The sequence below is a fragment of the Bradyrhizobium sp. LMTR 3 genome (assembly GCF_001693485.1).
GTDB lineage: Bacteria > Pseudomonadota > Alphaproteobacteria > Rhizobiales > Xanthobacteraceae > Bradyrhizobium.
Genome location: NZ_MAXC01000043.1, coordinates 167,158 through 191,176, shown reverse-complemented (window position 1 = coordinate 191,176; position 24,019 = coordinate 167,158). Strand labels below are relative to the sequence as shown.

Annotated in this window: 24 protein-coding genes; 15 read left to right on the top strand and 9 right to left on the bottom strand. The window is 63.0% G+C overall.

Annotation, left to right across the window (positions count from 1 at the left end; all coding sequences use genetic code 11):
• The first annotated feature begins 135 nt into the window (after positions 1-135).
• The 7 genes from LMTR3_RS24455 (at position 136) to LMTR3_RS24425 (ending at position 8,656) form a co-directional block, all read left to right on the top strand.
• A complete protein-coding gene (locus tag LMTR3_RS24455; protein ID WP_065747554.1) occupies positions 136-810 on the top strand; it encodes a TetR family transcriptional regulator in 675 nt (224 codons plus the stop codon).
• A gap of 62 nt (positions 811-872) precedes the next feature.
• Positions 873-1,631 (top strand): SDR family NAD(P)-dependent oxidoreductase, encoded by a 759-nt coding sequence (locus LMTR3_RS24450; RefSeq protein WP_065747553.1) that lies wholly within the window; start codon positions 873-875, stop codon positions 1,629-1,631.
• Positions 1,632-1,911: 280 nt separating this feature from the next.
• Positions 1,912-3,783 carry an AMP-binding protein gene (locus LMTR3_RS24445; RefSeq protein WP_065747552.1) on the top strand — a complete coding sequence of 624 codons (1,872 nt, stop codon included), beginning with the start codon at positions 1,912-1,914 and terminating at the stop codon, positions 3,781-3,783.
• Between the two features lie 176 nt (positions 3,784-3,959).
• Positions 3,960-5,087 (top strand): acyl-CoA dehydrogenase family protein, encoded by a 1,128-nt coding sequence (locus tag LMTR3_RS24440; protein ID WP_065747551.1) that lies wholly within the window; start codon positions 3,960-3,962, stop codon positions 5,085-5,087.
• A 122-nt stretch (positions 5,088-5,209) separates the two neighbouring features.
• Positions 5,210-6,457: an acyl-CoA dehydrogenase gene (locus LMTR3_RS24435; protein WP_065747550.1), complete on the top strand. Its 1,248-nt coding sequence runs from the start codon at positions 5,210-5,212 to the stop codon at positions 6,455-6,457.
• 121 nt (positions 6,458-6,578) lie between these two features.
• Positions 6,579-7,823 carry an acyl-CoA dehydrogenase gene (locus LMTR3_RS24430; RefSeq protein ID WP_065747549.1) on the top strand — a complete coding sequence of 415 codons (1,245 nt, stop codon included), beginning with the start codon at positions 6,579-6,581 and terminating at the stop codon, positions 7,821-7,823.
• A gap of 137 nt (positions 7,824-7,960) precedes the next feature.
• Positions 7,961-8,656 (top strand): nitroreductase, encoded by a 696-nt coding sequence (locus LMTR3_RS24425; RefSeq protein WP_065747548.1) that lies wholly within the window; start codon positions 7,961-7,963, stop codon positions 8,654-8,656.
• On the opposite strand, the gene LMTR3_RS24420 is transcribed toward LMTR3_RS24425, so the two are convergent.
• The 3 genes from LMTR3_RS24420 to LMTR3_RS24410 all read right to left on the bottom strand — a co-directional run bounded on the left by LMTR3_RS24420 (position 8,653) and on the right by LMTR3_RS24410 (position 11,842).
• Positions 8,653-10,278, bottom strand: a complete 1,626-nt coding sequence (locus tag LMTR3_RS24420) for an ankyrin repeat domain-containing protein (RefSeq protein WP_065747547.1) — start codon at positions 10,276-10,278, stop codon at positions 8,653-8,655. The two genes, LMTR3_RS24425 and LMTR3_RS24420, sit on opposite strands and share 4 nt — an antisense overlap.
• A 232-nt stretch (positions 10,279-10,510) precedes the next feature.
• On the bottom strand, positions 10,511-10,771 hold the full coding sequence (locus tag LMTR3_RS24415) for a hypothetical protein (protein WP_065747546.1): 261 nt from the start codon (positions 10,769-10,771) through the stop codon (positions 10,511-10,513).
• Positions 10,772-11,065: 294 nt separating this feature from the next.
• Entirely contained in the window at positions 11,066-11,842 is a 777-nt protein-coding gene (locus LMTR3_RS24410) for an enoyl-CoA hydratase/isomerase family protein (RefSeq protein WP_065747838.1), read from the bottom strand.
• A 262-nt stretch (positions 11,843-12,104) separates the two neighbouring features.
• Between LMTR3_RS24410 and LMTR3_RS24405 the strand changes: the two genes are divergently transcribed.
• Positions 12,105-12,770: a Crp/Fnr family transcriptional regulator gene (locus LMTR3_RS24405; RefSeq protein WP_028351732.1), complete on the top strand. Its 666-nt coding sequence runs from the start codon at positions 12,105-12,107 to the stop codon at positions 12,768-12,770.
• Positions 12,771-12,787: 17 nt separating this feature from the next.
• Positions 12,788-13,651, top strand: coding sequence for a DUF6537 domain-containing protein (locus LMTR3_RS24400; protein ID WP_065747545.1), 864 nt, complete (start codon positions 12,788-12,790; stop codon positions 13,649-13,651).
• Positions 13,652-13,780: 129 nt separating this feature from the next.
• Here the strand turns inward: LMTR3_RS24400 and LMTR3_RS24395 are convergent, their stop codons facing one another.
• A complete protein-coding gene (locus tag LMTR3_RS24395) occupies positions 13,781-15,190 on the bottom strand; it encodes a TAXI family TRAP transporter solute-binding subunit (protein ID WP_065747544.1) in 1,410 nt (469 codons plus the stop codon).
• A gap of 415 nt (positions 15,191-15,605) precedes the next feature.
• Here LMTR3_RS24395 and LMTR3_RS24390 point away from each other — a divergent pair, with 415 nt between their 5' ends.
• Both LMTR3_RS24390 and LMTR3_RS24385 read left to right on the top strand, forming a co-directional pair.
• Positions 15,606-15,959 carry a DUF3307 domain-containing protein gene (locus LMTR3_RS24390; protein ID WP_084029805.1) on the top strand — a complete coding sequence of 118 codons (354 nt, stop codon included), beginning with the start codon at positions 15,606-15,608 and terminating at the stop codon, positions 15,957-15,959.
• Between the two features lie 197 nt (positions 15,960-16,156).
• Complete coding sequence (locus LMTR3_RS24385; RefSeq protein ID WP_065747542.1) at positions 16,157-16,561, top strand: hypothetical protein; 405 nt, start codon at positions 16,157-16,159, stop codon at positions 16,559-16,561.
• A gap of 137 nt (positions 16,562-16,698) precedes the next feature.
• On the opposite strand, the gene LMTR3_RS24380 is transcribed toward LMTR3_RS24385, so the two are convergent.
• Positions 16,699-17,013: a YkgJ family cysteine cluster protein gene (locus LMTR3_RS24380; protein WP_065747541.1), complete on the bottom strand. Its 315-nt coding sequence runs from the start codon at positions 17,011-17,013 to the stop codon at positions 16,699-16,701.
• A gap of 46 nt (positions 17,014-17,059) precedes the next feature.
• Complete coding sequence (locus LMTR3_RS24375; RefSeq protein WP_057858268.1) at positions 17,060-17,758, bottom strand: helix-turn-helix transcriptional regulator; 699 nt, start codon at positions 17,756-17,758, stop codon at positions 17,060-17,062.
• A gap of 102 nt (positions 17,759-17,860) precedes the next feature.
• On the opposite strand from LMTR3_RS24375, the gene LMTR3_RS24370 reads away from it, so the two are divergent.
• Positions 17,861-18,109 carry a hypothetical protein gene (locus LMTR3_RS24370; RefSeq protein WP_065747540.1) on the top strand — a complete coding sequence of 83 codons (249 nt, stop codon included), beginning with the start codon at positions 17,861-17,863 and terminating at the stop codon, positions 18,107-18,109.
• Between the two features lie 62 nt (positions 18,110-18,171).
• Complete coding sequence (locus LMTR3_RS24365; protein WP_065747539.1) at positions 18,172-18,903, top strand: glutathione S-transferase family protein; 732 nt, start codon at positions 18,172-18,174, stop codon at positions 18,901-18,903.
• 64 nt (positions 18,904-18,967) lie between these two features.
• Here LMTR3_RS24365 and LMTR3_RS24360 read toward each other — a convergent pair whose 3' ends face one another.
• Complete coding sequence (locus LMTR3_RS24360; protein ID WP_065747538.1) at positions 18,968-19,597, bottom strand: pyridoxamine 5'-phosphate oxidase family protein; 630 nt, start codon at positions 19,595-19,597, stop codon at positions 18,968-18,970.
• Positions 19,598-19,714: 117 nt separating this feature from the next.
• Here LMTR3_RS24360 and LMTR3_RS24355 point away from each other — a divergent pair, with 117 nt between their 5' ends.
• Entirely contained in the window at positions 19,715-20,608 is an 894-nt protein-coding gene (locus LMTR3_RS24355) for a LysR family transcriptional regulator (protein ID WP_065747537.1), read from the top strand.
• Positions 20,609-20,747: 139 nt separating this feature from the next.
• On the opposite strand, the gene LMTR3_RS24350 is transcribed toward LMTR3_RS24355, so the two are convergent.
• Both LMTR3_RS24350 and pobA read right to left on the bottom strand, forming a co-directional pair.
• Positions 20,748-21,176 (bottom strand): PaaI family thioesterase, encoded by a 429-nt coding sequence (locus LMTR3_RS24350; RefSeq protein WP_065747536.1) that lies wholly within the window; start codon positions 21,174-21,176, stop codon positions 20,748-20,750.
• 211 nt (positions 21,177-21,387) lie between these two features.
• Entirely contained in the window at positions 21,388-22,557 is a 1,170-nt protein-coding gene (pobA, locus tag LMTR3_RS24345) for a 4-hydroxybenzoate 3-monooxygenase (RefSeq protein ID WP_065747535.1), read from the bottom strand.
• 262 nt (positions 22,558-22,819) lie between these two features.
• Between pobA and LMTR3_RS24340 the strand changes: the two genes are divergently transcribed.
• On the top strand, positions 22,820-23,836 hold the full coding sequence (locus LMTR3_RS24340; protein WP_065747837.1) for a TRAP transporter substrate-binding protein: 1,017 nt from the start codon (positions 22,820-22,822) through the stop codon (positions 23,834-23,836).
• Positions 23,837-24,019 lie beyond the last annotated feature (183 nt).

Sequence of the window (24,019 nt, the reverse complement as noted above, 5' to 3'; positions counted from 1 at the left end):
TGAATGTTGTTTGTGGCTTGGAAAGATGGGCCGGATTTAAGGGGGGCAGCGGGATTTAGTCAATCAATCAATTAACTCTTGAGTGCAGTCGCGGCATGCGCTTATGTGCGGCCAGATTTCCCGCCCTCAGCAGTGATGGGATCACCGTTGAATACCAGCGTACCGGCCAGGCTCCCGAGCGGCAAAAATACCACCGCCGAGAAACTGCTTGTGGCGGCGAGCGAGCTGATGATCGAGCGCGCCTCGATCGAGGTGTCGCTGTCCGACATTGCGCAAAAGTCGGGCGTCAACGCGGCGCTGGTGAAATACCATTTTGGCAACAAGGACGGGCTGTTGCTGGCGCTTCTGGCGCGGGATGCCGCGACCGAGATGTCGCAGCTCGAATATCTGATCAGCCAGCCGATCTCGCCGACGGCAAAGCTTCGCCTGCATATCGGCGGCATCATCCGCGCCTATCACCAGTTCCCCTATATGAACCGGCTGATCCACTATCTCCTGCACGAGAGCAGCCCGGAAGCCGCCGACGAAGTCTCGCAATTCTTCGTCGCACCCTTGCTCGACTTTCACCGTCGACTGCTCGCCGAAGGCATCAAGGCCGGCGAGTTCCGCAAGGTCGATCCGGTCATGTTCTACACCAGCCTGATCGGCGCCTGCGACCACCTGTTCTTCGGCCGCCATGCGATGTCGCGCGCGACCGGGGTCGGCCCGGTCACCGACGAAGTCTGCCGCGATTACATCAAGCACATGGAAGCGCTGATCTGCGGCGGAATGCTGGAAGAAGAGAAGAGGCGAATAGCGAGTAGCGAATAGCGAATGGATCCACTCGCCATTCGCCAACTAGAGAAGAAAACATCCAAGGAAAGGTTCTCAAAATGCAGTTGAAAGACGTTGCCGTTCTCATCACCGGCGGTGGCTCCGGCCTGGGCGCCGCGACCGCCCGCGCCATGGCCGCGAAGGGCGCCAAGATCGGCGTGCTCGACCAGAACAAGGAGAATGCCGAGAAGGTCGCGGCCGAAGTGAAGGGCGTAGCCCTTCATGCCGACGTCACCAGCGAGGAGCAGATGAAGGCGGCGATCGCCAAGGCGGAAGCCGCTCATGGCGTCGCGCGCGTGCTGATGAACTGCGCCGGCATTGGCGGCTCGCAGCGCGTGGTCGGCAAGGACGGTGTCTATCCGCTGGAAAAGTTCGTCCGCATCATCAACGTCAATCTGATCGGCACCTTCAACGCGTTGCGATTGTTCGCCGAGCGGCTCGCCACCGCGGCCCCGGTCGGCGAGGAGCGCGGCGTCGTCATCAACACCGCTTCCGTCGCGGCCTATGAAGGCCAGATCGGCCAGATCGCCTATTCCGCCTCCAAGGGCGGTATCGTCGGCCTCACGCTGCCGGCGGCGCGCGATCTCGCGAGCCTGAAGATCCGCGTCAACACCATCGCCCCCGGCATCTTCTTCACGCCGCTGCTGATGGGTCTGAACGAGGAAGCCCGCAAGAGCCTGGGCGCCCAGGTACCGCATCCGGCCCGCCTCGGCGAGCCCGACGAATATGGCGCGCTCGCGGTGCACATCGTCGAGAACGCGATGCTCAACGGCGAGACCATCCGCCTCGACGGCGCCATCCGCATGGCGCCGCGGTAGGGCGATGCACTTCTTCCTTCTCCCCTTGTGGGAGAAGGTGGCTTCGCGAAGCGAAGACGGATGAGGGGTTCTCTCCGGCTGGCAACCCCTCACCGCATCGAATGCACGGCTGATGCCGGTGTAGCCCTCTCCCACAAGGGGAGAGGGCGCAGCAATGAGCGCCGCAATCCGCAGATGCAGGGAGAAGGCATCAGGGCCTTTCTCGAGAAGCGAAAGCCTGTCTATATCAGGCGATGACAACAAGATCCGCAAAAAGGACAAGAATTCCGGGAGACGCAATATGAGTGGGAGTGCAGCAAAGGTGCTGACAAAGCCGGCCTTCCGCAAGATCGAATGGCTGCCGCGCGATATCGCGGTGGAGCGCCGTCCCGATGGCGTCATCATCCTGAAGTCGCGCATTCCGCTGCAGCCTTACGAGAAGCACATTCCGGCGTCGCTTTCGAAATGGGCGAAGCAGGCGCCCGAGCGCATCTGGCTGGCGCAACGCGGCGGCCCGGACCGGCAATGGCGCAAAGTCTCCTACGGCGAAGCCAAGCGCATCGTCGACGGGCTGACGCAGGGCCTGCTCAACCTTGGCCTCACGGAGGGCCGTCCCGTTGCGATCCTCTCGGGCAACTCCATCGAACACGCGCTGATGACGCAGGCGGCGATGCAGGCTCGCCTGCCGGCCGCGCCGGTGTCGCCGGCCTATTCGCTGATGAGCCAGGATCATCTCAAGCTCAAATATCTCTTCGACCTGATCAAGCCTGCGGTCGTGATGGTGCAGGACGGTCCGACCTTTGAGAAGGCGCTCAGGGCGCTGGATCTCAACGGCGTCACCGTCGTGCATGTCGCGCGACCCTGCGAAGGTATCAAGAGTGTGTCGTTTGCCGAACTCGCCGCAACGCCGGTGACGCAAGCGGTCGAGGACTCGATTGCGAGGATCACGCCAAAAACCGTCGGCAAGCTCTTGTTCACCTCGGGCTCGACCGGCATGCCGAAGGCCGTCATCAATACGCAGGAGATGATGTGCGCCAACGCGGCGATGATGATGCAGGTGCGCCCGCGCGACCCGAACGGGCCGGTTTCCACCTATCTCGACTGGATGCCCTGGAATCACACCATGGGCGGCAATGCGTTGTTCAACCCGGCGCTGATCGACGGCGGCACGCTCTACATCGACGACGGCCGGCCGATACCCGGTCAGTTCGACGAGACCATCCGCAATTTGCACGAGATATCGCCGACCTATTACGCCAACGTCCCCGCCGGCTATGCCGCGCTCGCCGCTGCGATGGAGAAGGACGACGCGCTGTGCCGTAGCTTCTTCAGGAACCTGACCGTGATGGCCTATGGCGGCGCGCGGCTGCCGGACGATCTTTACGACCGTATGCAGGCGCTGGCGATGAAGACCACCGGCGAGCGCATCGTGTTCTACACCGGCTGGGGTTCGACCGAGACTGCGCCGACCTCGACCGGCACCTATTGGGACACCGAGCGTGTCGGCCTGATCGGCCTGCCGTTTCCCGGCGTTGAGCTGAAGATGGTGCCGTGCGGCTCCAAATACGAATTGCGCCTGCGTGGCATCAACGTCACGCCGGGCTATTTCGGCCAACCTGAATTGACGAAGAAGATGTTCGACGAGGAAGGTTTTTACTGCATCGGCGACGCCGGCGTGTTCGTCGATGAGAGCGATCCGCTGCAGGGCATCATCTTTGCCGGCCGCGTGGTTGAAGACTTCAAGCTCACGACCGGCACCTTCGTCCATGTCGGATCATTGCGCACCGATGCCATCGCGGCCGCGACGCCGGTGGTGCATGACGCGCTGGTCACGGGGCAGGATCGTCCGTTCATCGGACTTTTGGCCTGGCCCAATCTGCACGCCTGCCGGCAGATCGTGGGCAATCCCGATGCGACGTTTGAGCAGGTGGTCAAGCATCCCCAGGTGATCGCCTGCCTGAAGCGTGGCTTGGAAGCGCATAACGCTTCCGCCACCGGCAGCAGCATGCGGATTGGCCGGGCGATGCTGATGGCCGAGCCGCCCTCGATCGATGGCAATGAACTCACCGACAAGGGCTACATCAACCAGCGCGCCGGCCTCGAACGCCGCGCCGCGATGGTGGAGAGGCTTTACGCCGACAAGCCGGGAGACGACGTGATCATTTTGAACTGATCGTAGGATGGGTAGAGCGCAGCGAAACCCATCATCCGAAACCGACTCTCTCCACTCGTCATTCCGGGATGGTCCGAAGGACCAGACCCGGAATCTCGAGATTCCGGGTTCGATGCTCCGCATCGCCCCGGAATGACGGGGAATAGAACAATGCGAAGCAACTGAGGTAACCCGCCATGAACTTCGATTTCTCCGACGAACAAAAACAGATGCGCGACGCGGCGCGGAAATTCCTCACTGAGAAGTGCCCGCCAAAGGCCGTGCGCGAGGTGCTCGACGGCAAGGCGCCGTATGACAAGGAGTTGTGGAAAGGCCTCGCCGAAATGGGCTTCCTCGGCGTCGCAATTCCCGAACAGTTCGGCGGCGCCGGCGCGGGCCATCTCGAGCTTTGCGTGATCGCGGAAGAAATGGGCCGCGCGAATGCGCCGGTGCCGTTCTCCTCCACGGTCTATCTTGCCGCCGAGGCGCTGCTGCTGGCCGGCTCCGACGCGCAGAAGCAGAAATGGCTGCCGAAGATCGCTTCCGGTGAGGCGATCGGCACGCTGGCGCTGTTCGAGGGCAAGGGCAATCCGTCGCCGGAGGCGATCAAGCTGCAGGCTTCCGGCGATACGCTGAACGGCGTGAAGAGGCCGGTGCCGGATGCCGCGATTGCCCATTTCGCCGTCGTCGCCGCGCGCACCGGTTCGACCGGGCGCGATTCCGATATCTCGCTGTTCCTGGTCGACCTCAAGGCCGGCGGCGTCGAGGCGAAGCCGCTGACCAATATCGATCCGACCCGCGGGCAAGCCGAACTCACCTTCACGAAAGCCAGGGCCGAACCGCTCGGAGCGGCCGGCGAGGGCTGGAGTATCCTCACGCAAGTGCTCGACCGCGCCGCGGTGCTGCTCGCGTTCGAGCAGGTCGGCGGCTCCGATCGCGCGCTCGAAATGGGTCGCGACTACGCGCTCGACCGTATCGCGTTCGGCCGGCCGATCGGCTCGTTCCAGGCGGTGAAGCACATGCTCGCCGACATGTACGTCTCGGCGACGCTGGCGCGCTCGAATTGCTACTACGGCGCCTGGGCGCTCTCGACCAATGCGTCGGAATTGCCGGAAGCCGCAGCGGCTGCGCGCATCAGCGCAACGCAGGCGTTCCAGCACTGCTCCAAGAACAACATCCAGGTCCACGGCGGCATGGGGTTCACCTGGGAGTTCGACTGCCACATGTACTACCGCCGCGCCAACGCGTCAGCGCTGACGCTCGGCAGCCTGTCGTACTGGGAAGATCAGTTGATCGACCGCATGCGCAAGAAGAATGCGGCGTGAGCTTGTGAGAACGTAGGATGGGTAGAGCGCAGCGAAACCCATCAGAAGTCGGACGGCAAAAGAGATGGGTATCGCTTCGCTCCACCCATCCTACGAAGCAGGATGCGACCGAGGATTGAAACATGAACTTCGACGACACTCCGCAGGAAGCCGCGTTCCGCGCCGAGGCCCGCGCATGGATTTCCGGCAACGCGCCGAAGCAATATGAGGAAGAACTTCGAAAGTCCTCGCTCGGCCGCACCGTGCTGAAGGGCGCCAACATTCTCGAGGTCGCAAAGGCCTGGCAGAAGAAGAAGGCCGATGCCGGCTGGGCCTGCCTGCACTGGCCGAAGGAATATGGCGGCCGCGGCGCCTCGCCGATCGAGCGGGTGATCTGGCAGCAGGAAGAGGGACCGTTCGGCAAACTCTCCGGCATGTTCATCATCGGCCATGGCATGTGCGGCCCGACCATGATGGCCTATGCCGGCGAGGAGCAGAAACGCAACTATCTGCCGCCGCTCGCTTCCGGCGAGAAGATCTGGTGCCAGCTATTCTCCGAACCCGCCGGCGGCTCCGACGTCGCGGGCTTGCGCACGCGGGCGGAAAAGAAAGGCGACGATTGGATCATCAACGGCCAGAAGATCTGGACCTCGGGCGCGCACTATTCGGATTACGGCATCCTGCTCACGCGCACCGATCCCAATGTGCCGAAGCACAAGGGCCTCACGATGTTCTTCCTGGACATGAAGAGCCCGGGCGTCGAGGTGCGGCCGATCAAGCAGGCCAGCGGCCAGTCCGACTTCAACGAAGTCTATTTTACCGACGTGAAGATCCCGGACTCGCAGCGGCTTGGCGCCGTCAATGACGGCTGGAACGTCTCGCTGACCACGCTGATGAACGAGCGCATGTCGATCGGCGCCGGTGTCGCGACAGGTTTCCCCGAACTGTTCGAGTTCTGCAACAGCCTGATGCTGGAAGATGGCCCCGCGATCGAGGATCGCAGCGTTCGCTCTAAGCTGGCGAACTATGCGGTGAAGGCGAGCGGCCTGAGATACACCAGCATGCGTGCGATCTCGGCGCTCTCGAAGGGCGAGCGTCCGGGCCCGGAGAATTCGATCGGCAAGCTGGTCGCGGGATCGATGGTCCAGGAAGTCGCGATGTATGCGCTCGACCTGCAGGGCGCCGCCGGCGTGCTGAGCGGGCCGGAAGACGCCGAAATCGCCGGCAAATTCCAGGCGATGCTGTTGCGCGCGCCGGGCACCCGCGTCGAAGGCGGTACCGACGAGATCATGCGCAACATCATCGCCGAGCGCGTGCTTGGCTTGCCCGGCGACATCCGCGTCGACAAGGACGTGCCGTTCAACCAGATCCCGACCAAGGGAAGGGCTTAAGAGAATTTCGTAGGGTGGGTTAGCGAAGCGTAACCCACCATTGCAAGCACGACACTCGGTAGAACCGGTGGGTTACGCCTTCGGCTAACCCACCCTACGCAGAACAAAAAAGGAAGCCGCCATGAACTTCGACGACACGCCGCAGGAAGCCGAATTCCGAGCCACGGCCCGCAAGTGGATCGACGCCAACGCACCGAAGCAATACGAGGCGGAGCTTTCAAAATCCTCGCTCGGCCGCATCCGGCTGGAAAAGGAAGATATCGTCGACGTCGGCAAGGCCTGGCAGAAGAAGAAGGCCGAGGGCGGCTGGGCCTGCCTGCATTGGCCGAAGGAATATGGCGGCCGCGGCGCCAGCCCGATCGAGAAGGTGATCTGGCAGCAGGAAGAGGGCGTCTACGGCAAGCTGACGCAGCCGTTCCAGATCGGCGAGGGCATGTGCGGCCCGACCGTGATGGCGTTCGGCAGCGAGGCGCACAAGCGCTACTATCTGCCGAAGCTTGCGTCCGGCGAACACATCTGGTGTCAGCTCTTCTCCGAACCCGCCGGCGGCTCTGACGTCGCAGGGCTGCGCACGCGCGCGGAAAAGCAGGGCGACAACTGGATCGTCAACGGCCAGAAGATCTGGACCTCGGGCGCGCATTATTCCGACTACGGCCTGTTGATCACGCGCACCGATCCCAACGTGCCCAAGCACAAGGGCCTGACGATGTTCTTCCTCGACATGAAGAGCAAAGGTGTCGAGGTGCGGCCGATCAAGCAGGCCAACGGCATGCAGGAGTTCAACGAGGTCTATTTCACCGATGTGGTGATCCCGGACAGCCAACGGCTCGGCGCGGTCGGCGACGGCTGGAACGTGTCGCTGACCACGCTGATGAACGAGCGGATGTCGATCGGTTCGCGACTTGCGACGGGTTTCCCCGAGATGCTCGAGTTCTGCTCCAACCTGATGACCGATGACGGGCTCGCGATCGACGATCCCGCGACGCGCTCAAAACTCGCGAACTGGGCGGTCAAGGCGAGCGGGCTGAAATACACCAGCTACCGCGCCATCTCCTCGCTGTCGAAAGGCGAGCGGCCGGGCCCGGAAAATTCGATCGGCAAGCTGGTGTCGGGTTCGATGCTGCAGGATATCGCGACCTACGCGATGGATCTGCAGGGCGCGGCTGGCGCGCTCACCGGCGCGGATGAGGAAATGGCGCGCGGCCAGTTCCAGCAGATGCTGTTGTCCTCGCCCTCGATGCGCATTGCCGGCGGCACCGACGAGATCCTGCGCAACATCATCGCCGAGCGTGTGCTCGGCCTGCCCGGCGATATCAGAGTCGACAAGGACGTGCCGTTCAACAAGATCCCGACCAAGGGACGATAGTTCTCGTGTCCCAGACGCGGTGCAGGATCGTAGGGTGGGTTAGCGAAGCGTAACCCACCATGCTCCCACAGCGACGCGATCAAAGCGGTGGGTTACGCCTTCGGCTAACCCACCCTACGCAGATAGCAGGAAGCGCCATGGACGTTACCGTGAATCAACAAGACCGCATCGACGTGCTCGAAGACCTCTTGAACGAGCGCTACTCCGTGCGTGCGTTCCTGCCGCGAGAAGTGCCGCGCGAGACCATCGAGCACATTCTTAAGGTCTCGCAGCGCACGGCGTCATGGTGCAACAGCCAGCCCTGGCAGGTGCTGATCGCCAGCGGCGAGGCCAAGGAGACATTTCGCAAGGCGATCTATGCCGAAGCCGCCTCCGGCGCCAAGGATGATCATGATTTCCCGCCGCCGCGCGAATATCTCGGCGTCTATCTCGAACGCCGCCGCGAGAGCGGCTTTCAGCTCTACAACACGCTCGGCATCGCCAGAGGCGACAAGATGGCCTACGCCAAACAGGCGCTGGAGAACTACAATTTCTTCGGCGCTCCGCATGTCGCTGTTATCCACACCGACGAGCCGCTCGGCGTCTATGGCGCGGTCGATTGCGGCGCCTATGTCAGCAATTTCATGCTGGCGGCGCAGGCGCTCGGCCTCGGCACCATTCCGCAGGCCGCGCTGGCGCGGCATTCCGGATTGATCCGCCGTCACTTCAATCTGGCGGATGACCGCCGCGTGGTCTGCGGCATCTCCTTCGGCTATGCCGACCACGCCCACAAGGTGAACAGCTACCGCACCTCGCGGGCGAGCGTCGCCGATACGGTGACGTTCGTGGACTAACCCAGCAATTCCTCGGTAACCTCATCCGAAAACCGCTTCCTGATTCCTGCGACCATCACCCACTCGGGATCGCCTGGAATCGCCGTTGCGCCCGGCATGCCGTGATCGAGCAGGGCGCGTGCGCAGCCGAGCCAATCGCCGCCCTCGATCGGTTCGTTGCAGGAGGCCCAACCCAAGGTACCGCAGGCATTGTCGCCGTGGCCATGCTGCTCGGTCCAGTCAGCGCCGTGTTCGAGGAGGAAGCGCGTCAGCGCGGCGTCGCCGCGGAAAACCGCGAGGTTGAGCGCGGATGCATCCCAGTCACCGCCGTGCACCGCGATCGGCCATCCCAGCCCCACCATCAGCTTGACGACGTCATCGGCGCCGGCCGCGGCCATGTCAGGCAGTAATCGTAACTTCGCCGGCGACAACGAGGCTGGCAGGTCGGGCCGCCGCGAGCGGATCGCTCGCGCCTCGGTTTCATCGCAGCGCGCACATGCGGCGACGAACCGCTCTTCGTCGGAGATATCAGGTTCGCCCTCGCGGAGCAGGGCTGCGACCTCGGAGAGTCCGAACCGCAGCGCCAGCCTGTAGGGACTGATGCCGTCAGCGGTTGGTCGCAACCGGTCGGCGCCTGCTTCCAGCAATGCCTTCACATGGCGGGGGCGCCGGCGGTAGATCGCCCATGCCAAAGGCGAGCCCCAATCGGTCAGCGGCTCGTTCCGCGCCGGTTCGTTCGGATCGCCGCCATGCTCCAGAAGCAATTTCAGCGCGGTGTCGTCCTCGAGATCGATCGAGCGGTAGATCGCGTTGCTCTCTGCGATCCGCGCGCCGTGCTCCAGCAATAGCCGCGTGCATGCCGGATTCTCCAATGAATGATAAAGCGATTCGCCGTCATTGGGATCTGCTCCCGCTTCGAGCAGCAACTTGGTTAGCGCCGGATAATGGTTGTTGCCGGCCGCGCCATAGAGCGTCGAGAGCGGATAGTGTTGGTCCGGCTCGTTCAGCGATCCAGGCGGCCAGCGGCTGTAGATGTGCTGGTTGACGTCGGCGCCATCAGCGATGAGCGATTGCGCGCAGCGATGCAGGCGCTCGCGAAATTCTTCCACGCGCAGCAGGCTCGAATGCGCGACCGCGAACAGCGGCGGCAATCGCAGCGGGCCGCCGGGACGGTTGATCCAGGCCGGATCGGCCTGTGTCGCTCGCCGCAGCGCGCTTTCGTCGCCGATCGCACAGGCGAGATAAGGATCGCCCGCGACGAGTTCAGGGTCATCGGCCAGGATGCGCAGCGCGACGCGCGGGTTGGCGCGGTTGGCTGCGCCGCTGACGTCGCCGGAATAGATGAGCTGAGCCCAGTGCAGGACGCGAGCGGCGCGCTCGTTGCGCGCTGCCATCTGCACTTCGACGTATTGTTTCAGGTCGGGCCAGGAAGCAAAACCGTGCTCGCGCGCGATGCATGATTGCGCGTCGTGCAGACGAAGTTCGAGGGACGCGATCTCGCCGTCGCTGCGGCCGGCCGCCGCCGGCAGCGCATGCCGAAACCGCGCCACCGTCGCCGGGTCGCGGCTTCGATAGAGGCGGATCAATTCCTTGGCTTGTTTCTTCAGATGATCGAGATTCAATCGATCGGGAGACCGGTTCATCAGACACCTCCGTGCGTGACATCGCCGACGGCCCGCAATACCGGCTGCACAAAGGCTCTAGATGTCGCTCGAAAGCTGCAAGTGGGTTCAACCCTTCCCGCGGGCCCGGGCGCGGCTTGCACCGCAGGCGTCACAATATGGCTGCAGCGGGCAGGGGTCAACGTACCAGGCAAGCGGAAAAATCCCGGTCGCGTGGCAAGCGGCCGGGATCTTTCTTGCAAATGCTGTTCGATCAGTAGGCGCAGACGTTCACGGTGCGCAGGCGCATGCCACGGCGGGTTTCGACCCAGCGCTGCTGCAGGCAGCCGTTCAAACCGGTGTTGACGTAGACGCCGCCGAAGCCGACGCCGATGGCCGGGCCCCAACCGTATCCATGGCCCCAATGATGGCCCCAGTGATGGCCGTGGTAGAAGCCGCCGGCGGAAGCGGGCGCTGCAGCGGCAATGGTCAGCGAGGCGGCGGCAATCAGTCCGAGGGTAATCTTGCGAAACATACTCATTTTCTCCAGTTGCTTGGCACGAGGCCGTTGTTGCGTCCCTGCCCATCAGTCGGACCACAGGCGAACTGCGTTCACGCGCGAAGCGGAGAATCGTGTTTCAGGAGTGTTTCGTGATGATCGCATCAAGCGAATATCATGTCCCGGACGCGGCGCGGCATGAAATGACGCGACGCAGAGCCGGGACCCAGTGGACCCCGGCACGCAGCGCACCACGCCGCGTGCCATAGCGCGTCAAAGACGCGCGTGAACGCGCTGATGGCGCTGCGCAGCATCCGGGGAACGCAGGCCCTAGAATCTCGGCGGCCGCTTTTCCGCGAACGCCTCGATGCCTTCCTTGATCTCGGCGCTGCGCATGCTCTCGCGATGGCGGCGGTCGGCAGCTTCTTCGTCAAGCTTGCCGCGGGCGAATTCGTTGATGGCGCGCTTCATGCCGCGCATCGCCAGTGGCGCGTTGCCGGCCAGGATGGTGGCGAGACGATCAACTTCCTCGTCCAGTTTCTCCACCGGCACCATGGCAGTGAGGTAACCGATCCGCAGCATTTCCGGCGCGGTAATCGTCTGCGCGGTGAGAAACAACATTTTTGCGTTGTCGACACCGAGCCGCGAGACGTAGCGCTTAATTCCGCTCTTGTAGTAGTGCAGGCCAAGCCGCGCCGCCGGCATGAACATTTCGGCCGTATCGACCCCGATACGGAAATCGCAGGCCAGCGCCAGGTCGGTCGAGCCGCCATAGACGCCGCCATTGAGCCGGCAGATCGTGGGCACGCCGAGGTCCTCCAGCCGGTCGACCACTGCTTCGAATGCCGATCCCGCGCTCGGCTGTTCCTTCTCGCTGATCGCTCGGTCCGCGACCGAATTGAGATCATAGCCGGCGCTGAATGCGCGGCCGGTGCCGGTCAGCACCAGCACGCGGATCGCGGGATCGGCCTCGATCCGGTCGAACAGTTTCATGAGTTCGCCGAGGTCCTCGCTCTGCAGCCGGTTCAGATGTTTCGGCCGGTTGAGGCGGACGGTGGCGCGCGCGCCTTTGATTTCGAGGACCGGTGCGCTCGCCGCTTCGGACATCCTGTTCTCCATTATTCTTTTGTCTGCCTTGGCAGGCCGTCGGGCCGGGAGGACCGTCAAACGCCTTGTCAAAACCCAAGCCGCGGCTGGCACTGTCCAGCAAGCGCCATTGCGGGTGAATTTTACCCCGGAAAGGTGAGAATCCCGACAAATCGTCGCGTTTTCCTCGTATACCAAAGCAAGCCCGCGGATATTACGATAGCGGGCACGGCAACAGAAACGTGAATTAGATCACTCCCTGAAGAAAATTGGTTGGCCTCCAATGGATACGTCTCATCTGGCACAACACGCGGGAACGGCCGGTGCGCTGTTTGCCACGATCTTCGTGGTTGCCACCACGACGATGAAGACCATGATCCCCTTGCGGGTTTTCGGCATTCTCGCCAACGTCATCCTGATCATCACCGCAATTCCCGCCCGAAACTACCTGGTCATGGTGGTGCAGTTGATCATGCTGCTGGTTAATTCCTATCGGCTGCACCAGATGTTGCAGCTAGTGCGCGACGTCAAAAAATCCGTCAACAGCGACCTGTCGATGGAATGGTTGAAACCGTTCATGACCGAGCGCCAATGCCAGGCCGGCGAAATCCTGTTCTACAAGGATGAGAAGGCCGAGGACATGCTCTATATTGTCAGCGGCAAATTCAAGCTCGTCGAATCCGGCATCGTGCTGCCGGTAGGCGCCATCGTTGGCGAACTCGGTATGCTGTCGCCGTCGAACATGCGAACCCAGACGCTGGAATGCGTCGAATCCGGCCTCATCCTGAGCGTCAGTTACACCAAGGTTGAGGAGCTCTACGTGCAGAACCCGGCCTTCGGCTTCTATTTCCTGCGGCTGTCGAGTGCCCGGCTGTTTCAGAATATTGAAACGCTCGAGCGGCGACTGGCACAGCAGTCTGCGCCGGCAGCCGAGCCGAAACCCGCGTAGAGGCCGGAGCCCAAGGAGTGCGAGACCGCGGTATCCTGTCGTCGTTGCGTTATCTGTTCGCCGATTTCATCGGCGAGGATGACGACGAGCCGCCGTTCCTGCCCGAAGGACTGCCGGAGCCGGTCATGGCGGTGGCGAGTGAGGCCATTCATCTCCTCATCGACTATCAGGGCCCGGGCTACGCCCGGCTATATGTCGACCGGCTGCGGCGGTTCATCGGCAAACGAGGCGTCGACGACGTGATGCTCGGCGAAATTGCGCGGCTGATGGCGGTGCGCATGAGCTATCAGGACCCGATCCGCATTGCGCAGCTCAAGCTCGCCGAACTCAGTGGCCCGCCCGGCGCGTCGGCCGGCACCGTCGAGGTCAAAAAATTCCGGCTTGAAGAGTTGATCGGTGCACTGCCCGCCGCTATCGCCGAGTACGTGCTCGATGCGCTGGAATGGTTGGGGTGGGCGCACAAGCGTGTCTCCATCCGCTTTAGTACGGCGAGTCGCTTTGGCATTCGCCGCCTCAAGATCGAGGCGGGGCTGCGGCGATGGCGGCTGCTTTCGGTGCGTTATGCCAAGGAGCGGGTCTGGGTCGAGCGCTGGCTGCACATGATCGACCGCAGCCTGACCAAACAGCCCCAGGCTGCGCCCACGATCATCCAGACTGCGACCATGGTCGAGGGCTATGGCGACGTCTATCGGCAGGGCATGGCGGACTGGAACGCGATCATCGACGGACTTGCCAAGCCGACCTTCGATGGCGTGCTGGCCTTATCGGATCTCGCCGGCACGATAGCCGAAGCGCGCGCCGCCGTCTCGCCCGACCCGCGGCAGACCGCGCTCAAGCGCAAGATCGCCGAGATAAGGGCACGGGTGGCCGTTAATGTGTAGGGTGGGCAAAGCCACCGGGTCGCGCGAATGCGCGCCCGATGACAGGCTCCGCGTGCCCACCATTCAAGCCGCTGGCATAGATAGATGGTGGGCACGCTGCGCTTTGACCACCCTACACGGAGCTCGAGTTTACGCGCTCTGCGCGGTCTTTACGACCACGACCTTGTCGTCCTGCGGATGATCATGCGCGGCATGCCGCTTGAGATGCTCGCGGCGCAGGCCGATTTCGTCGCGCACGAATTCATAGCCGAGCTTGAAGGTATCCAGCCCGTCGCTACTGATGGTGCCGTCGCGCAAGCCGATCACCACGCCGCGCAGGATCGCTTCCAGCTTGTCCTGCAGTTCGTCGAGCGCATCGAGCGAGTTGGCGTACTCGACGCGTTCGCCGATATCGAGAATCGCGGTCGCGAGCTGGCTGGCCTTTTCCGGTGCGATCCGCGTGACCTTGGCGTAGATGGCGGCAAAGATCGAGCCGATGATGCTGAGCGCCAATAGCGCCACATACATCAAATCGCTGTAGCGCTCGACAAAGGACTTGATGTCGTCGTTGATGTATTCGGCAGCGCCCGGATGCGCCACGACGAAGGCGTCCTTGTCGGTCTCTGCGGGCTCGATCTTGGAGGCGAAGCCGTCGGGTAGCGCAAGCTCGGCCTTGTTCTCGTAGACGATCCGCGCAAGGTCGCCCACGGTGGTGGTCGAGAGCCTGGATTGGGCGACCAGCAGCCATTCGAGCCCGATCGTCTCGACGTCTTCGGCGGGCACAGCGGGGGAGGCGGACAGCATTCCGGTCGCCACCGTTTCCTCCGAGATCGCCGGGTACTTCCTGGCGATCGCCTTTGCCGAATCGATCGCGTTCAGTGTGAAGCTGCCGCGTCTGGCATATTGTGCGTAACTCTTGTCCTTCATGATCTGCGAGGCGTGCGCGATCTTGACCACGGCGCCAAAGCCCGCGGCGAACAGTTGGTCGAAGGTCGCGCCCGGCGAGGCCATCTGGACCCGCGCCGCCGTATCCGGGGTGTCGGAGAGTTCGAGAATGTTGCGCACCAGCGCAGCCCCGCTCTCGTTGTCGGCTATGACGGCAATCTTCTTTTTCTTCAGCTCCGCGATGGATTTGATCTTCTTGCCGTTCGGGCTGATCAAGAGAAGCAGGTCGTGTTCGAGGATCGCCAGCGCGCGGGCGCGGGGCGGAATTCTGGCGTCAGTACGCAGGATCGCAAGGTTGGCTTCCTTGCGGTCGAACTGCGACAATGCCCTGGCATTGTCGCCGTTCGGCACGATCTTGAGCCGCAGCCGGGAGGAATTATTCTTCAGCACCGTCGCCAGCCGGGCGGCGAAGCGCGCCTCCGGACCGCTGGTATCACCGACGGCAAATACCAACGTCTCGGAATTGCGCAGCAGCGTCCGGCCACCCCACACTACGGCGGCGGTCAGGACTAGCGTCAGGATGGAAAACAGCAGGATCTGGGTCCGGTTGCTCTTGACCGCCCGCAAGCGGCGACGCGGCATTTTCGGATGCGGCGTTGGGGTTTCGGCTCGCATGGCTCGTACCCGGGGGTCAGGGACGTGTTGCCGCCGGGCTGGGCGCCGCAGGCCGTCCGAATGGATTCGTAAATACCTAGAAAAGAACGATAATTTTGGCTGCCGGCCAATAATAGCCCGCTCTTATGGGGTTGCAAAGTGCGCCCGCCGGTAACCTTACCCGGGCCACGCTGCGCGCCCCTGCGGCAGTATCGCAGTTCCGCCACACCGTGCGATTTTCAGACTACCCACAGGTGCATTCCGCCGCGGGAGATGTCATAAATAATGCAACGTTCGAATAGTCCGGGTTAAGAACATTGCGCTGACAGCCTAGGCCCCGGTTTTTCGCCATCTCGTCAGTCCCAGCCAAAGGGCGTCAGCTTTGTTGTTCCCTTCGATGTCGTCCTCGATCCCGGTAGGTGCGCTGATCGGATGGATGCTGCTTCTTACGGTGAAGCACGTCATTGCCGACTTCATGCTGCAAACTTCCTGGATGGCGATCGGCAAGGATCAAAAAACCGGCTGGGCGCTGCCGCTGCTCGCGCATTGCCTCGTGCACCTCGCGGTATCGCTGGCGTTGATCTTGATCGTCGCGCCGCGATTCTGGTTCGTCGCGTTTATCGATTTCTTCATCCACATCACCGTCGACCGCCTCAAGGGGATCATCGCCTCCCGGTTCGGCGTCACGCTCGAAAACGAGCATCCGTGGTTCTGGACGCTGATCGGCGTCGACCAGGCGCTGCATCATCTCACCGGTTTCGGCCTCGCGATCTTCATGGCGGCGAACTGATCGCTGCCCGGCGGCATTCGCTTCGTTATTTTCAATCTTCTTCCGCGATCGGTCGGCGCGCATCCGCTTCCCGCGCGAATCAATTTGCCGGTTCTGATTCAGCCGTGGCTGGCAAGATCTCCGCAACACTACTGGTGCAGGTGGTTAACCCTTCATTAGAGAATTGCACGGCATCTTCCGGATAGGGAGAACCCGCAATGTTTTCAAGCCGCGACGCCTTCGAGAACGATTTCTGTCCGGTCCGGGACGAGCTGCTGGGCGAGATGTATCGCGCCAATCCGCATGGGCTGTCGCTGCTGGTGGAAAGCGTTTCGTCCGACGTCCGCGCCATGCTGGCGCTGTTCTGCTACCGCCGCAGCCACCTCCACGCGCTGGCCATCGCCATCGCCGCGAGCTGCACCGAACGCGAGTTGATCCATTTCGGCGGCCGGGTCGGCTCCACGCTCTACGCGTTGTCGCGCGAACCCGCCGCGCGTTCCGCCTCGTCGTCATCGCACGGCGGTCGCAAGCCGATCACTCTTTCGACCAAACCGCTCTCGACCTTCAAGCCGATCGAGGATGAGATCGACGACGAAGATTTTGCGGAAGCCGTGACGGCGTAGGCTCTATCCGTCGTCCCCGCGAACGCGGGGACCCATACGCCGCGGCCGTGGTTATTGAGCACGCGGGTCGACGGTCTTCTTCAACAACGCAACCCTGTGGTTATGGGTCCCTGCGTTTGCAGGGACGACAACTAATATCACGCCAACACTGGCAATCCGTGCCGCTTGCGCGCCATCGCACATTCGACATCGCCGGGCATGCAGGTGCGACACACCTCGGGCCGAACCGCGTAGACCAGACACGACGTCGTCTCGCCGACCTTGCCTGACAGCGCCGAACAGCGCTCGCCGTCGCAGCGCATTCCCGACAGCCTTGCGTTGACGAATTGTTCCGGGATCAGGTCGAGCGCCGCGTCGTCCTCGGTGGTGAAACGCGGCCAGTTCTGCGAGTAGCTGCAGCAGGCGCCACAGGCCTGGCAGGGGCTTTGGTTGTCGGCGGCGATTCCTTGCATGTTTCAGCGTTTAGCCCGGAATGACGGCCGCGACCAGCGGCTGGCCTCAAGTATCCTTCGGCGCTTCCCAGACCAGGCTCCGCCGCCATTTCGCCCGCAGGATATCGCGCCGTTCCGGATATTTTTCGTCGTGATAGACCGCGTCGACGACGCGGTCGGTGCGAAAACTGCGAAAATCCTTCCGCAGTTCGCACCACGCCGCCAGTATCCGCACCGCCTCGTGATAGCCGACCGCGATCGGCCAGATCGTGCGCTGGCTGTCGCGGCCATGCTCGTCGCGATAGTTCAGCGTGATCTTCTTGCCGTCGTGGATCTGCGACCGCGTCCGCACCATGTCGATGCGGTCGGGCTCCCGGTTCCATGCCCGTCGGGCGCGGCTGGCCGGCTCCAGCACGAATGGCCGCAAGCGCTCCGGCACGGTCTCGGCGACTTTCGCCATCAGGTCTTGCGCTGCGCGCGCCAGTGCGGGATCGGCGTGGCCGACCACCCATTGCGCGCCGAGCACGCAGGCCTCGATCTCATCTGGCGTGAGCATCAAGGGCGGCAGGTCGAAGCCCTTTTCCAGGATGTAGCCGACGCCGGCTTCGCCGCGGATCGGCACGCGCTGTTCGATCAGGGTCGTTATATCGCGATAGATAGTTCGCTTCGAAGTCTCCAGCTCCGCCGCGATCGCGTCCGCGGTCAAAGGCTTCCGGGTGCGCCGGAGCACCTGAATGATCTGAAACAGCCGGTCGGCCCGTCTCATGGCTCGTCTCTTTTCCTGATCGGTGGCCCGCGATGCTGACAGCATGTTGGCAGCAGGGGTTTTGTATATCGGGACAACACCTCAATTAAAGGGAACTTGTCCATGACGATTTTCAGCGAATTCGGCTTCCGGCGAAGCCGCGGACCTCTCGTGAATGCACACCGATTTGCATTGGAACAGCTCGTTTCCATCCACTGCGTCACCATCGACCTGCGCTGGGCGATGGTTGAGCTGGCATGGCGTTCGCTCGTCGCCATGTGCGCCCTGGCGCAAGAGCAGCTTGCGTCGTGGGCGCGCAAGTCCCGTTCGCCGCGGCAGGAGGAAGGCGGCCGCCGGCACTGCTGCTGCTGACACCATGGTGGCAGCAGGGGGGCGCTAGCCTCGGGCGCGTTCTTTGAGATCGGGAGACCAGCATGATTACCCTCTACGGCTTCGGTGCCGGCTTCGGCCTGCCGGAGATCAGTCCCTTTGTGACCAAGACCGAGGTCCAGCTCAAGATGGCCGGTCTTGCCTATCGCAAGGAGAAGGCCAAGCCGCCGGCTTCGCCCAAGGGGCAGTTGCCGTACATCGTCGACGAGGCCGAGACGATCGCCGATTCCACCTTCATTCGCGCGCATCTGGAGGCCAAATATGGTTTCGACTTCGATGCGCCCCTCAGCCTGCAGGCGCGGGCGCAGGCCTGGGCGTTCGAGCGGATGATCGAGCATCATATCTATTGGGCGCTGGTCGGCGCGCGCTGGGTCGATGGCGACAATTTCGCCAAGGGTCCTGCGCGTTTCTTCGACGGCGCACCGGCGCACCTGCGCGAGAAGATGCGCGAGGACGCCCAGTTCCGCGTCGCCGAGAACTATCTGCTCAGCGGCCTCGGCCGCCACGCCCCGGACGAGGACATCGATCTTGCCGCCCGCTCGCTGTTTGCGCTGTCGGTCCAGCTCGGCGACAAGCCGTTTCTGATGGGGGAGTCTCCCTGCGGCATGGACGCCACCGCGTTCGGCGCGCTCGCCGGAATCCTGACGCCGTTCTTCGAGTCGGCGCTGCGGCAGCGGACCGAGCAGTTCGCCAACCTCACCGCCTATGTCGACCGGATGATGCTGCTGTACTATCCGGAATTCGCCTGGGCGCCGGTGCAACAGCAAGCCGCCTGACTATGGCTTTTTGTTTGACGCGTTTTCTTCACGCGAACCGGTACCCACTTCGCTTGAAAACGCTCTAGCCTGCCGGAGCGGGCTGGCCCTGCAAAGCGGCCAGCACGCTCTCGAGTTCGGCGATGCGGGCGTCGCGCACAGCCAATGCCTGCGCGACGTCGGCAGCATCGAACTTCTGCGGAATGTGCTGCGGGCAATTGGTGTCCCACGCCGCAATCTTGAACAGGATGACCTGCTCAGGCCGCGCCTTGTAGCCGTGCGGCATCAGCGATTTCGTCAGGGCCGGATCATTTTCCACGACGCGCGCCTCGCCCCAGATCTTCACGCGCCGGCGATGCGCATAGTCCATCACGAAAATATGTGCCTTCGGATTCTCCGATAGGTTGCCTTGGCTGATGTACTGCCGGTTGCCGCTGTAATCGGCGAACGCGATGGTGTTCTTGTCGAGAATTTTGACAAAACCCTTCGGCCCGCCGCGGTGCTGGATGTAGGGCTGGCCGTCGGCGGAGGCGGTCGCGAGATAGAAGCTCGTGGTCTCCGCCAGGAAGCCGGCGAGGTTTTCGTCGATCTCGACGCGCCAGCCGCCGCGCGCCTCGACGCTGGCATAGGCGTCGCGCGAGCCCTTGCGGGTCTGGATCGCCTTCACTGCCGGGGTAAAGGCGACGTCGCTGGAATAGGTATGAACGTCAGACATCTGAGCCTCCGGTGGAGCGCCTAAACGGTCGTCCTTCGGGCCTTAAGATGGATGTTTCCGTGACCTAAACAATCTTGGGAATTGACACTTCACTATTGCTGGATATGCAATAATGGGATGGACCGGCTCGATGCCATGCAGGCCTTTGTCGCGGTGGCTGACCTGCGGGGCTTTGCCCCGGCGGCCCGCAAACTTGGGCTGTCCCCGTCCGGCGTGACGCGGCTGATTGCGGCGCTGGAGGATCGTCTCGGCGCGCGGCTGCTGCAGCGGACGACGCGGCAGGTGACGCTGACCGACGCCGGCTCGCGCTATCTGGAGCGGGCGCGGCGGATCCTGGCTGATGTCGAGGAGGCCGAGGGCGCCGTCGCGGGCGAGCGTACGCGCCCCGAGGGGCAGCTTGTCATCTCGGCGCCGGTCGGGTTCGGCCGGCTGCACGTCAGCGCAATCGTGACCGCCTACCTGAAGCGCTATCCCGACGTCGGCGTCGACCTCCGTTTGTCGGACCGCATGATCAACCTCGTCGAGGACGGCGTCGATCTCGCCGTCCGGATCGGCCATCTGCCCGACTCGACGCTGGTGGCGCGCCATGTCGGCGAGATGCGGCGGATCGTGGTGGCTTCGCCCGGCTATCTCCGGGCGCGCGGCGAGCCGCAGCGGCCACGGGACATCTCCGCGCATGACACGATCCAGTTCGGCGCCATGACCGCGGCGCTCGACTGGCGTTTCGTCGAGGATAACAGCGAGATCCGCGTCGCCAGCACGCCGCGGTTCGCCACCAATAGCTCGGATGCCGCCATTCAGTACGCCGAGCAGGACGGCGGGCTGACGCGGGTAATGGCCTATCAGGCGGCCGAATCCCTCAAAGCGCGCCGGCTCAAAATCGTCCTGGCGAAGTTCGAACAGCCGGCAATGCCGATCCACATCGTCTATCCGACCTCGCGGCTATTGTCGGCCAAGGTGCGCACCTTCGTCGATCTGGTGACCGAAATGGCCGACTGGCATTTTGGATAGCTATCGTGCCCCGGACGCGGCGCACCGCGAAGTGGTGCGCCGCAGAGCCGGGGCCCGTCTATTCGCACGGCAACTAGCAACATGGGTCCCGGCTCTGCGGAGCGGCGCTGCGCACCGCGTCCGGGACACGATATCGCCGTTACGGCACCGGCTCCTTCTTCGGCACCACCCGAAACGTCGCATTGGCCCGCGCGATCACGGCGTCGTCGGCCTTGATCAGGCTCTGCGCGAAACAGATCGTCCTGCCGGTCTTGACCACTTCGCTCTCGACCGCGAGCCACTGCCCGACCTCCGCGGTGCCGACGAAATCGACCGCCAGCCCGATCGTCACCAGCGACGACACCCCGCCCATCACATGGGCGCAGCTATGGCCCATGGCGCCGTCGGCAAGCGCTGCGATCAGCCCGCCATGGATCATGCCGCGGGCGTTGGTATGCGGCTTTGCCAGCCGCAAGCCGATGATGACAGCCTTGTCGGTCCGCTTCGAATAGAGCGGCTCCCATGGATCGGTAAGCGGGCTCTTGCGGGTGTGCGGTTCGAAGCCTTGGGGAATGTCGGATGCGGTCATTGGCGGCTCGCGGTGTGCTGACGTTTTCAGTCATTGAACGCAAGGCGGCCGCGATGTCATCGCCTACAAAGTTTTAAACGCGATTTCGACGGCTGTTTGAAATGGCATGACGGCGAAGCGACTGTAGGGTGGGCAAAGCGAAGCGTGCCCACCATTCTTGCGGAGCGCTTGGCGGTGGGCACGCTGCGCTTTGCCCACCTACGATTCCCGTCTAAAACGGCAGCCCGACATAATTCTCCGACAGCGACGCGGACGCCGCCTTCGAATTGACGACGTAATCCAGCTCGGCGAGCTGAATCCGTGCGCCGAATTCGCCCTGGTCGGGGAATTTGTGCAGCATCGAGGTCATCCACCAGGAGAAGCGCACCGCCTTCCAGACGCGCGACAATGCCTTGGCGGAATAATTGTCGATCCCGGTCGAGGATTTCTCGTCGTAATATTCGCGCAGCGCCTGCGAGAGGTAATGCACGTCGCTGGCGGCAAGGTTCAGGCCCTTGGCGCCGGTCGGCGGCACGATGTGGGAGGCGTCGCCGGCCAAAAACATCCGGCCGAATCGCATCGGCTCGGCGACGAAGCTGCGCAAGGGCGCAATGCTTTTCTCGATCGAGGGGCCGGTGACGAGTTCGTCGGCTGCCTTCTGGTCGATCCGGCGCTTCAATTCGTCCCAGAACCGCTCGTCCGGCCACTGGTCGATATGATCGTCGAGCGGACACTGCACGTAATAGCGGCTGCGCCGGGTCGAGCGCATGGTGCAGAGCGCGAACCCGCGCGCATGGTTCGAGTAGATCAGCTCGGGGCTGACCGGCGGTGTCTCCGAGAGGATGCCGAGCCAGCCGAATGGATAGATTCGTTCAAAGGTCTGGATCGCGGACGGTTTTACGCTGGCGCGGCTGACGCCATGAAAGCCGTCGCAGCCGGCGATGAAGTCGCATTCGATCTCGTGGGTGACGCCGTCCTTGACGTAGCCGACGCGCGGGCGGTCGGTATCGAAATCGAGCGGTTTGACGTCGGCGGCCTGGTAGATGGTGGTGAGGCCGGCCGCCTTGCGCGCGTTCATCAGGTCGAGCGTCACCTCGGTCTGGCCGTAGATCATGACGGTCTTGCCGGTAGCGCCGTGCAAGTCGATGCGGTGCCGCGCGCCGCTGAACGCGAGTTCGAGACCATGGTGGACCAGCCCCTCGCGATGGGCGCGCTCACCGGCGCCGACCTCGTCGAGCAGCGCCACCGTGCCTTCCTCGAGCAGGCCGGCGCGGATGCGGCCGAGCACATATTCGCCCGTCTGCCGCTCGAGAATGACGTTATCGATGCCGTAGCGGTGAAGTAGTTGCCCAAGCAACAATCCTGCCGGACCTGCACCTATGATTGCGACTTTTGTCCTCAATACCCGCTCCTCCCGGTATTATAGGTTTCAAGCCAGCGGTTGCCCCCAAGCTTGCAATGGTAGTTATATCATATAACGGTTTTGGCAAAGGACATTGGCGCGAAACAGTATGAGTGTATTTCGCGGCGGTGCACATGGCGAACCAGGGAAGAGGAGACGCCGCGGCTGAACGTTCGCCTTGAAAAGGCGGGCGAGTTAGATAACATGTTAATTAACGAGGTCGGGCGATCGAACAGCCCGCGTTCCAAGGGAGAGGATGCCGATGAGGAAAGCATTTCTGGCGATGCTGCTGGCCGCCAGCGTGACGCCTGCGCTGGCGCAGGAAAAATCCTTCGAACTGAAACTGTCGCATTGGGTGCCGGCCTCGCATCCGCTGCAGAAAGCGCTGGAGGAATGGGGCGCGGCGGTCGAGAAGGAATCCGGCGGCACCATCAAGTCCAAGGTGTTTCCGGCGCAGCAACTCGGCAAGGCGTTCGATCATTATGACATGGCGCGCGACGGCATCGCCGATGTCACTTACATCAACCCGGGCTATCAGCCGGGGCGGTTTCCGCTCATCGGCGCCGGCGAATTGCCGTTCCTGATGTCGGACGCGAAGGGCGGCTCGATGGCGCTCGACGCCTGGTATCGCAAATATGCCGAGAAGGAGATGAAGGACGTCAAGTTCTGTCTGGCCTTCATCCATTCGCCGTCGACGTTCCATTCCCGGACGAAGAAAATCGTCACGCCCGAAGACATCAAGGGCATGAAGATCCGGCCCGCCCACGCCACCATGGCGAATTTCGTCACCCAGCTCGGCGGCACCAACGTGCAGTCCTCGGCGCCTGAGGTCCGCGACATCATCGAACGCGGCGTCGCCGACTCCGTTACCTTCCCGTGGGGGTCGGTGGTGCTGTTCGGCATCGACAAGGTGACGAAGTATCACATCGAAGCGCCGATCTACGTCACGACGTTCGCCTTCGTGATGAACAAGGACAAGTACAACCAGATGTCCGACAAGCAAAAGAAGGCGATCGACAACAATTGCACCACGGAGGCCGCCGGCCGCGTCGGCGAACCCTGGGGCAAGTACGAGGATGCCGGCGTCGAAAAGATCAAGGCGATGACCGGTCACGAGGTCTACAAGCTGACGCCGGAGCAGACGGCGGCGTGGAAGAAGGCGGCCGAGCCGCTGGTCAAGACCTGGGGCGAGGGCGTCAAGAAGAATGGCGGCGATCCGGATGCGGCGCTGGCCGAACTCAAGGCCTCGCTCACCAAGTACAACGCGCTCGCGCAGTAAGGCCGAAGCCGAAGCGAAGGAGCTGCGCTCCCTCTCCCGCGCTTGCGGGGGAGGGCTGGGGTGGGGGTCGTGCCGCATAACGCATGCTGGAGTTCGGGGAGAGAGCCCCCACCCGCTGCGCTTCGCGCCGCGACCTCCCCCGCAAGCGGGAGAGGTTAAGTGAGTTCGCGGCCAGACCTATTC

Bases quoted from the DNA above. Each gene is read 5' to 3' on its own strand.
- LMTR3_RS24355 (WP_065747537.1), top strand. From the start codon at position 19,715: ATGGACCGGCTCGATGCCATGCAGGCCTTTGTCGCGGTGGCTGACCTG.
- LMTR3_RS24410 (WP_065747838.1), bottom strand. From the start codon at position 11,842: ATGTCCGAAGCGGCGAGCGCACCGGTCCTCGAAATCAAAGGCGCGCGC.
- LMTR3_RS24415 (WP_065747546.1), bottom strand. From the start codon at position 10,771: ATGTTTCGCAAGATTACCCTCGGACTGATTGCCGCCGCCTCGCTGACC.
- LMTR3_RS24360 (WP_065747538.1), bottom strand. From the start codon at position 19,597: ATGTCTGACGTTCATACCTATTCCAGCGACGTCGCCTTTACCCCGGCA.
- LMTR3_RS24375 (WP_057858268.1), bottom strand. From the start codon at position 17,758: ATGAGACGGGCCGACCGGCTGTTTCAGATCATTCAGGTGCTCCGGCGC.
- LMTR3_RS24435 (WP_065747550.1), top strand. From the start codon at position 5,210: ATGAACTTCGACGACACTCCGCAGGAAGCCGCGTTCCGCGCCGAGGCC.
- LMTR3_RS24420 (WP_065747547.1), bottom strand. From the start codon at position 10,278: ATGAACCGGTCTCCCGATCGATTGAATCTCGATCATCTGAAGAAACAA.
- LMTR3_RS24385 (WP_065747542.1), top strand. From the start codon at position 16,157: ATGTTTTCAAGCCGCGACGCCTTCGAGAACGATTTCTGTCCGGTCCGG.
- LMTR3_RS24365 (WP_065747539.1), top strand. From the start codon at position 18,172: ATGATTACCCTCTACGGCTTCGGTGCCGGCTTCGGCCTGCCGGAGATC.
- LMTR3_RS24380 (WP_065747541.1), bottom strand. From the start codon at position 17,013: ATGCAAGGAATCGCCGCCGACAACCAAAGCCCCTGCCAGGCCTGTGGC.
- LMTR3_RS24455 (WP_065747554.1), top strand. From the start codon at position 136: ATGGGATCACCGTTGAATACCAGCGTACCGGCCAGGCTCCCGAGCGGC.
- LMTR3_RS24390 (WP_084029805.1), top strand. From the start codon at position 15,606: ATGCTGCTTCTTACGGTGAAGCACGTCATTGCCGACTTCATGCTGCAA.
- LMTR3_RS24405 (WP_028351732.1), top strand. From the start codon at position 12,105: ATGGATACGTCTCATCTGGCACAACACGCGGGAACGGCCGGTGCGCTG.
- LMTR3_RS24425 (WP_065747548.1), top strand. From the start codon at position 7,961: ATGGACGTTACCGTGAATCAACAAGACCGCATCGACGTGCTCGAAGAC.
- LMTR3_RS24340 (WP_065747837.1), top strand. From the start codon at position 22,820: ATGAGGAAAGCATTTCTGGCGATGCTGCTGGCCGCCAGCGTGACGCCT.
- LMTR3_RS24370 (WP_065747540.1), top strand. From the start codon at position 17,861: ATGACGATTTTCAGCGAATTCGGCTTCCGGCGAAGCCGCGGACCTCTC.
- LMTR3_RS24395 (WP_065747544.1), bottom strand. From the start codon at position 15,190: ATGCGAGCCGAAACCCCAACGCCGCATCCGAAAATGCCGCGTCGCCGC.
- LMTR3_RS24350 (WP_065747536.1), bottom strand. From the start codon at position 21,176: ATGACCGCATCCGACATTCCCCAAGGCTTCGAACCGCACACCCGCAAG.
- LMTR3_RS24440 (WP_065747551.1), top strand. From the start codon at position 3,960: ATGAACTTCGATTTCTCCGACGAACAAAAACAGATGCGCGACGCGGCG.
- LMTR3_RS24450 (WP_065747553.1), top strand. From the start codon at position 873: ATGCAGTTGAAAGACGTTGCCGTTCTCATCACCGGCGGTGGCTCCGGC.
- LMTR3_RS24445 (WP_065747552.1), top strand. From the start codon at position 1,912: ATGAGTGGGAGTGCAGCAAAGGTGCTGACAAAGCCGGCCTTCCGCAAG.
- LMTR3_RS24430 (WP_065747549.1), top strand. From the start codon at position 6,579: ATGAACTTCGACGACACGCCGCAGGAAGCCGAATTCCGAGCCACGGCC.